Source organism: Paracoccus sp. (in: a-proteobacteria) (assembly GCF_039808215.1).
In the GTDB taxonomy this organism is placed as follows: domain Bacteria; phylum Pseudomonadota; class Alphaproteobacteria; order Rhodobacterales; family Rhodobacteraceae; genus Paracoccus.
The window spans coordinates 22097-28443 of sequence record NZ_JBDHSP010000040.1; the positions used below are offsets into that span (position 1 = coordinate 22097).

Annotated in this window: 8 protein-coding genes; 5 read left to right on the top strand and 3 right to left on the bottom strand. The window is 70.8% G+C overall.

Going from position 1 to position 6347, the window contains the following annotated elements; genetic code table 11:
* Nucleotides 1–26: 26 nt before the first annotated feature.
* A complete protein-coding gene (locus WMK75_RS12735; RefSeq protein ID WP_347268032.1) occupies nt 27–926 on the bottom strand; it encodes an N-acetylmuramic acid 6-phosphate etherase in 900 nt (299 codons plus the stop codon).
* Nucleotides 927–1078: 152 nt separating this feature from the next.
* Between WMK75_RS12735 and WMK75_RS12740 the strand changes: the two genes are divergently transcribed.
* The 4 genes from WMK75_RS12740 to nagA are packed head-to-tail and all read left to right on the top strand — an operon-like array spanning nt 1079 to nt 4819.
* Nucleotides 1079–1912 (top strand): BadF/BadG/BcrA/BcrD ATPase family protein, encoded by an 834-nt coding sequence (locus WMK75_RS12740; RefSeq protein WP_347268033.1) that lies wholly within the window; start codon nt 1079–1081, stop codon nt 1910–1912.
* Nucleotides 1912–2682 carry a GntR family transcriptional regulator gene (locus WMK75_RS12745; RefSeq protein WP_347268034.1) on the top strand — a complete coding sequence of 257 codons (771 nt, stop codon included), beginning with the start codon at nt 1912–1914 and terminating at the stop codon, nt 2680–2682. Before WMK75_RS12740 ends, WMK75_RS12745 begins: the two co-directional genes overlap by 1 nt.
* The gene (locus WMK75_RS12750) at nt 2679–3704 is read left to right on the top strand and encodes an SIS domain-containing protein (RefSeq protein ID WP_347268035.1); all 1026 of its coding nucleotides are present in this window, start codon (nt 2679–2681) and stop codon (nt 3702–3704) included. The genes WMK75_RS12745 and WMK75_RS12750 overlap by 4 nt, the downstream gene beginning before the upstream one ends.
* Nucleotides 3704–4819, top strand: a complete 1116-nt coding sequence (gene nagA / locus WMK75_RS12755; protein ID WP_347268036.1) for an N-acetylglucosamine-6-phosphate deacetylase — start codon at nt 3704–3706, stop codon at nt 4817–4819. The genes WMK75_RS12750 and nagA overlap by 1 nt, the downstream gene beginning before the upstream one ends.
* 40 nt (nt 4820–4859) lie before the next feature.
* Here nagA and WMK75_RS12760 read toward each other — a convergent pair whose 3' ends face one another.
* Both WMK75_RS12760 and WMK75_RS12765 read right to left on the bottom strand, forming a co-directional pair.
* On the bottom strand, nt 4860–5135 hold the full coding sequence (locus WMK75_RS12760) for an I78 family peptidase inhibitor (protein WP_347268037.1): 276 nt from the start codon (nt 5133–5135) through the stop codon (nt 4860–4862).
* An 11-nt stretch (nt 5136–5146) separates the two neighbouring features.
* Complete coding sequence (locus WMK75_RS12765) at nt 5147–5476, bottom strand: hypothetical protein (RefSeq protein ID WP_347268038.1); 330 nt, start codon at nt 5474–5476, stop codon at nt 5147–5149.
* Between the two features lie 342 nt (nt 5477–5818).
* On the opposite strand from WMK75_RS12765, the gene WMK75_RS12770 reads away from it, so the two are divergent.
* The gene (locus WMK75_RS12770; RefSeq protein WP_347268039.1) at nt 5819–6160 is read left to right on the top strand and encodes a LysR substrate-binding domain-containing protein; all 342 of its coding nucleotides are present in this window, start codon (nt 5819–5821) and stop codon (nt 6158–6160) included.
* Nucleotides 6161–6347: the final 187 nt, after the last annotated feature.

A 6347-nucleotide genomic window follows, 5' to 3' on the forward strand; every position in this document is an offset into this window, starting at 1 on the left:
GTCTTCTCCCTTTGGCAGCGGGCCTCTCATGGACCCTCTGGTTGATGTCGGATCAGCGGCTCCAGATGCCCGCCGGTCTCGGCAAGCCTTGCGGCCGCGGCTTCGGGCGCCATGCCGCGCGCGACCAGGATCGCGGGTTTCACCGCGCCGCCGGTACGCGCCAGCGCCGCCTCGGCCTCGGCGCGCCCGACCCGGGCCAGCGCCGCGACGATACGGGTGGCGCGGTCGGCCAGCTTGGCATTGTCGGCCACGACATTGACCATGAACCCGTCATGGACATGGCCCAGCCCGATGCCGACCAGCACCGAAAGCATGTTCAACGCCACCTTCTGCGCGCTGGCTGCGCCCATGCGGGTCGAACCGGCGACCACCTCGGGCCCGCTGTCGATCAGCACGGCAATATCGGCCAGTTCCAGCAGCGCCGAGCCGGCGACATTGGCGATGCCGACCACGCTCACGCCGCGCTCCTGCGCCGCGCCAGCGATGGCCAGCGCATAGGGCGTGCGCCCCGAGGCCGACAGGCACAGCAGCGTGTCGCCGGCACCCAGCCCCGCACGCGCCAGATCGGCCAGCGCCAGCTCCGCATCATCCTCGACCGCGCCGCGCATGTGAAGCAGCGCCTCGGCGCCGCCGGCGAACATCATCGGCGTGCGCTCGGGCGCGATGCCGAAGGTTCCGGCCAGCTCCAGACAGTCGGCCAGCGCCATCAACCCCGACGAGCCGGCACCGGCATAGCCCAGCCGCCCACCGGCGCGCAGCGAGGCGGTGGCGGCATCGGCGGCGCGTGCGAGCGCCGGCAGCGCCGGGCGCAGCGCCCCCAGCGCCGCGATCTGCGCCGCCAGCAGCACCTCCAGCACCGCCGCGGCCGGCCGGGCATGCAGGCCCCCGGCAGCGGGATGGCGGGATTCGGTGCTGGTTGCGGTCATGCGATTCCTCCTGCCCGCATTCAATGCCAAAGCAATACCAATTGTAAAGGACCTTCTGACATCGGCACCAATTTCGCGTATTCAGGGGTGTTCCGGCAATTCCGCTTCCCTTTTGGTATTGTTTTGGTATCATGTGCACAAAGGGGGATGCCATGTCACTGTTTCTGGGCATAGACGGCGGTGGCACCGGCTGTCGCGCCGCGCTGGCCGATGCCCACGGCACCGTGCTGGGCCGCGGCGAGGCCGGGCCGGCCAATATCTCGATCGATGTCGAGGGCGCCTGCGCCAATATCCTGACCGCGGCAGCGGCGGCCCTGCGCGACGCCGGACAGGGCCGGATCGAGGATCTCGGCGCCGTTCTGGGCCTCGCCGGCGCCAATGTCACCGCCTCGGCCAGGCGGTTGCAGGCGATGCTGCCCTTTCGGCGCGCGCGCGTGCTCACCGATGCCGTCACCGCCGCCACCGGCGCGCTGGGCGGCAGCGACGGCATCGTGGCCGCGCTGGGCACCGGTTCGGTCTTTGCCGTGCAGGCGGATGGCAGGATGCGGCAATACGGCGGCCGCGGCTTTTTGCTGGGCGATGAGGGCAGCGGCGCCGTGCTGGGCCGTGTGCTGCTGTCCGAGGCCCTGCGCGCCGAGGACGGTTTCGTGCCGATGTCGCCCCTGCTGCAGGGCGTGCTGGACGAACTGGGCGGCATCGAGGGCGTGATCTCATTCGGGTTGCAGGCGAAACCCGCCGATTTCGGGCGTTTCGCCCCGCGCATCATGGCCGGTGGCGATGCGGCGGCCGAGCGCATCCTGGCCGCCGCCGTGGCCGAGATCGGCGCGATGATCGACTGCCTGCAGGCCGGACGCGACCTGCCGGTGGTGTTCCTCGGCGGGCTGGCGCCGCATTACGCCGCGCGCCTGGCCGGGCGCTGGCCAATGCGCGCGCCGCAGGGCTCGGGACTGGACGGCGCGCTGGCGCTGGCGCGGCAGGGGGGCTGATGGCGGATCTGTTCAGCCCCGCGGCCTTCGACGACAGTGCCGGCGGCCCGCTTTACCTGCAATTGCACCGGCGCATCGCCGAGGCCATCGCCTCGGGCCGGCTGCAGCCCGGCGACAGCCTGCCGCCCGAACGCGAACTGGCGGCGATGACCGGGCTGTCGCGCGTCACCATCCGCAAGGGCGTGGCGGAACTGGTCGCCGCGGGGCAGCTGGTGCAAAGGCGCGGCTCGGGCACTTTCGTCGCCCCCCGCGTCGAGAAGCTGGAACAGGCGCTGTCGTTGCTGACCTCGTTCACCGAGGACATGGCGCGGCGCGGCAAGGGCGTGGAAAGCCGCTGGCTGGCGCGCGGCCTGCACGCCCCCGCCCCCGAAGAGATGATGGCGCTGGGCCTGGGCGTCGGCGACCGCGTGGCGCGGCTGGAACGCGTGCGCATCTCGGACGGCGTGCCGCTGGCCATCGAGCACGCCTCGCTGGCCCAGGCGCTACTGCCCGATCCCGAGGCGGTGGCCGGATCGCTTTACGCGGTGCTGCAGGCGCGCGGGCTGCGGCCGGTGCGCGCCGTGCAGCGCATCTCGGCGGCCAATCTGGCCGCGCGCGACGCGGCGCTGCTGGGCGTTGCCACCGGCGCCGCCGGGTTGCGCATCGAGCGCATCTCCTACCTGCCCTCGGGCCAGGTGGTCGAATTCACCCGTTCGCTCTATCGCGGCGATGCCTATGACTTTGCCGTGGAACTGAAACTGGCACCCGAAGACGAAAGGAAGACCCCATGAGCCAGACCCACATGGCCCGCGAGGTGGCCGAGATCCCCGCCGCCGCCGCGCGCTTCCTGCAGGATTCGCGCCAGGCGGTGCTGGATGCGGCGGCGGCGCTGCGGCGCAAGGACCCGGATCTGGTGGTGACGGTGGCGCGCGGGTCGTCCGACCATGCCGCGACCTATCTGAAATACGCCATCGAGCTGGAGGCCGGGGTGCCGGTCGCCTCGGTCGGGCCCTCGATCGCCTCGATCTATCACCGGCCGCTGCGGCTGGGCAAGGCCTGCTGCATCGGCATCTCGCAGTCGGGCCGCAGCCCCGACATCGTGGAAATGATGCGCGCGGCCGGCGACGGCGGCGCCCTGCCCGTGGCCATCACCAATTTCGAGGACAGCCCGATGGCGCGCGCCTCGGGCCATTGCCTGCCGCTGCAGGCGGGCGAGGAGAAAAGCGTCGCCGCCACCAAGACCTTCGTCTGCTCGGTGCTGGCCGGGCTGGCGCTGCTGGCCGAATGGCGCGAGGACCACGCCCTGCAAGAGGCCGTGGCCGCCCTGCCCGAGGCTTTCGCCCAGGCGGTGGCGCTGGACTGGTCACCCCTGTCGGCGCGGCTGGCGCGGGCGGGATCGGCCTTCGTGCTGGGCCGCGGCCCGGGCTTTGCCATCGCCTGCGAGGCGGCGCTGAAATTCAAGGAGACCAGCGGCATCCATGCCGAAGCCTATTCCGCCGCCGAGGTGCTGCACGGGCCCTCGGCCATCGTGCAGGCCGGATTCCCGGTGCTGGCGCTGGGTATCGAGGACGCGGCGCTGCCGCAGCTGAAAGCCACGGCCGAGCGGTTGGCGGCGCAGGGCGCCGATGTCTTTGTCACCGGCACCGAGGTCGGCGGCGCCACCACCCTGCCCTCGGTCGCGGGCCTGCATCCGCTGGTGGCGCCGCTGGTCGCCATCGCCGGGTTTTACGCCTTCATCGAGGCGCTGGCGCGGCGGCGCGGCTTTGATCCCGACACGCCGCCGCATCTGCGCAAGGTGACGGAGACGGTCTGATGGCGACGGAAATCCTGACTGGTGCGCGCATCTTCGACGGCACGCGCCTGCTGGACGGCCAGGCGCTGGTGGTCGAGGACGGCGAGATCGCCGACATTCTGCCCGAGGCCGCGGCGCCACCGGGCGGGCGCCGGCTGGACGGCATCCTCGCCCCGGCGTTTCTGGATCTGCAGGTGAACGGCGGCGGCGGGCTGATGGTGGACGGGCGCAGCAATCTGGCGGCGCTGCGCCAGATCTGCGCCGCGCATCGCCGCCTGGGCACGGCGGGCGTGCTGCCCACGCTGATCACCGACACGCCCGAGGCCACGGCGCAGGTCATCGCCGCCGGCATCGCCGCGGCATCGGCCGGAGTGCCGGGTTTTCTGGGCCTGCATCTGGAGGGGCCGCATCTGGACCCAAGGCGCAAGGGCGCGCATGACCCGGCGCTGATCCGGGTGATGCAGGAGGCCGACCTCGCCCTGCTTTGTGACGCCGCGCGCCGCCTGCCGGCCCTGATGCTGACCCTGGCGCCGGCCAGCGTCACGCCGCAGCAGATCGCCGCCCTGGCCGCGGCGGGCGCGCTGGTCAGCCTTGGCCACAGCGACTGCACGCATGAAGAGGCGCTGGCCGCCATCGCCGCCGGCGCGGGCTGCGCCACGCATCTGTTCAACGCCATGAGCCAGATCGGCCATCGCGCCCCCGGCCTTGCGGGCACCGTGCTGTCGGGCGATCTGGCGGCAGGGCTGATCGCCGATGCCATCCATGTGCATCCGGCGGTGATGCGGCTGGCGCTGGCGGCGCGCCGCGAGGGGATATTCCTCGTCAGCGACTGCATGGCCTTCGCCGGCACCGATCTGACCGAGATGGAACTGGGCGGACGCCGGGTGCTGCGCCGCGACGGGCGCCTGACCCTGGCCGACGGCACCCTGGCCGGGGCCGATCTGACCATGCCGCAGGCGATCGCGACCCTGACCGGCAAGGTGGGCATCGCCCCGGAGCGCGCGCTGCGCATGGCCTCGGCCACGCCTGCGGCGCTTTTGGGGCTGTCGCACCGTTACGGCGCCCTCGCCCCCGGGCGCCGCGCCGAGATGGTGCTGCTGCGACCTGACTTCGGCCTGCAGGAACTCTGGCTTTAGGCATGGTCGCGGGCGCGGCCGGAACCGCGCCCGCAAGATCTCAGAAACAGCCGACGCGGGCGATGCGGCCGTCGGCGCCGATCTCGAAGTTCAGCCGGTCCTGGCGGAAGTCCATCGTCACCGGATCGCGCGGACCGATGACCCGGGTTCCCGCCGGCAGCATCATGTCGCGCAGCACCGATTGCGACTGCCCGACCAGGCCTTGATACTGCTCGGCCCCGCAGGTCGGCGGCATCACCGCCGGCTGTTCCGGCGGCTGGGCCTCGACGCAGGCCGCCAGCGCCAGCACCGGGGCAAGTGCAAGGATCTTTTTCATGTGCATGCTCCTTAGCCGCAATCGATATTGTAGATGTTGCCGGCGGCATCCAGCCGGAAGACGATGCGCAGCGGGTCGTATTCCTGCGGCTCGATGCCGCGGAACTCGACGACGCGGAAATCGCGGGTGATGCCCAGGGTCGGGACGACCGTGCCCGGCTGGCCCAGGGCGGCGATATAGTCCTTGGCATGGCAGGCGTCCGGTTCGCGCGACTGCAGGCCCGAGACGCCGGCAACCACCGGCGGTGCCACCATCGGCACGGGTTCGGGCACAGGCTCGACGCGGGGGGCACAGGCCGCAAGCGGGGCCAGTGCCGCAAGGGCAATCAGGATTCGGGTCATCAGGCGGTCATCCACTCCGAGAAAATCGTCGCGGCATCATAAGGTAGGCACAAGGGATTGCAAAGCCACGCCGCGCAGCCCGGCGAGACCAGGCCGTTCTCCGATCACCCTGGTCGGGGACGGCCGCGACAAGGCCGGGACCACGCATGAAAGCGGAATCGTCGGGGCCCCAGCTGCCATGAACCCGCGGCCATCCCTTCACGGCCCGGTCCGCGAGTGGCGGTCAATTCGACAACATATTTGTCAGTGGCGCATAAGAGTGCAAAAATCACTCCGCCACAGAGCCGGTCCCAGAAATCTGAACAGCAGGCGTAAGTGGATTTTCCGCGCCCATGCAGCATGATGCTGCGAGCGAAGCGCAAGATCACGCCGGACATGCTGCGCGAACAGGGGTTCATCGGCTATTCCGGACGCGGCGATGTGGACGGGGCTGCCATGACGGCCCGCGTCCTAGGTTTCCCGCCGACCATGTCCTGCACCGTGTCATCGCCGCTGATGGCCATGGGTCTGGTGGCGGCGGGGCTGGGGCTGGCGATCGTGCCCTCCAGCGTCGGCGGCAGCGATGTCGAGTTCCGTCCGATTTCATCCGATGGCGTGGATCTGGACGTTTCGCTGATATGGGCCAAGGACCACGCGGGCGGCGTCACGGGGGCGCTGCTGCGCCTGCGTGAAACACCAGCGTAACCAACTGAACGGCAAAGGCGTCCATCCAGCGGGCGCCCGCTCAGCTTGTCGCGTCAGGGCGACAGATCGAATCCGTGTGCGCACGCGCGAATGGTAACCGTCCGGGCTGACTTGCAGTTACCCACAAGTTGATGCTGGCGTGCTTTGCACGATGCTTGCGCCTTCGACGAGATCGGCGAGGCGTGAG

What these genes read in the sequence shown, in the direction of transcription:
- nagA (WP_347268036.1), top strand. Translation starts at nt 3,704, where the DNA reads ATGGCGACGGAAATCCTGACTGGTGCGCGCATCTTCGACGGCACGCGC.
- WMK75_RS12770 (WP_347268039.1), top strand. Translation starts at nt 5,819, where the DNA reads ATGCTGCGAGCGAAGCGCAAGATCACGCCGGACATGCTGCGCGAACAG.
- WMK75_RS12750 (WP_347268035.1), top strand. Translation starts at nt 2,679, where the DNA reads ATGAGCCAGACCCACATGGCCCGCGAGGTGGCCGAGATCCCCGCCGCC.
- WMK75_RS12760 (WP_347268037.1), bottom strand. Translation starts at nt 5,135, where the DNA reads ATGAAAAAGATCCTTGCACTTGCCCCGGTGCTGGCGCTGGCGGCCTGC.
- WMK75_RS12740 (WP_347268033.1), top strand. Translation starts at nt 1,079, where the DNA reads ATGTCACTGTTTCTGGGCATAGACGGCGGTGGCACCGGCTGTCGCGCC.
- WMK75_RS12765 (WP_347268038.1), bottom strand. Translation starts at nt 5,476, where the DNA reads ATGACCCGAATCCTGATTGCCCTTGCGGCACTGGCCCCGCTTGCGGCC.
- WMK75_RS12735 (WP_347268032.1), bottom strand. Translation starts at nt 926, where the DNA reads ATGACCGCAACCAGCACCGAATCCCGCCATCCCGCTGCCGGGGGCCTG.
- WMK75_RS12745 (WP_347268034.1), top strand. Translation starts at nt 1,912, where the DNA reads ATGGCGGATCTGTTCAGCCCCGCGGCCTTCGACGACAGTGCCGGCGGC.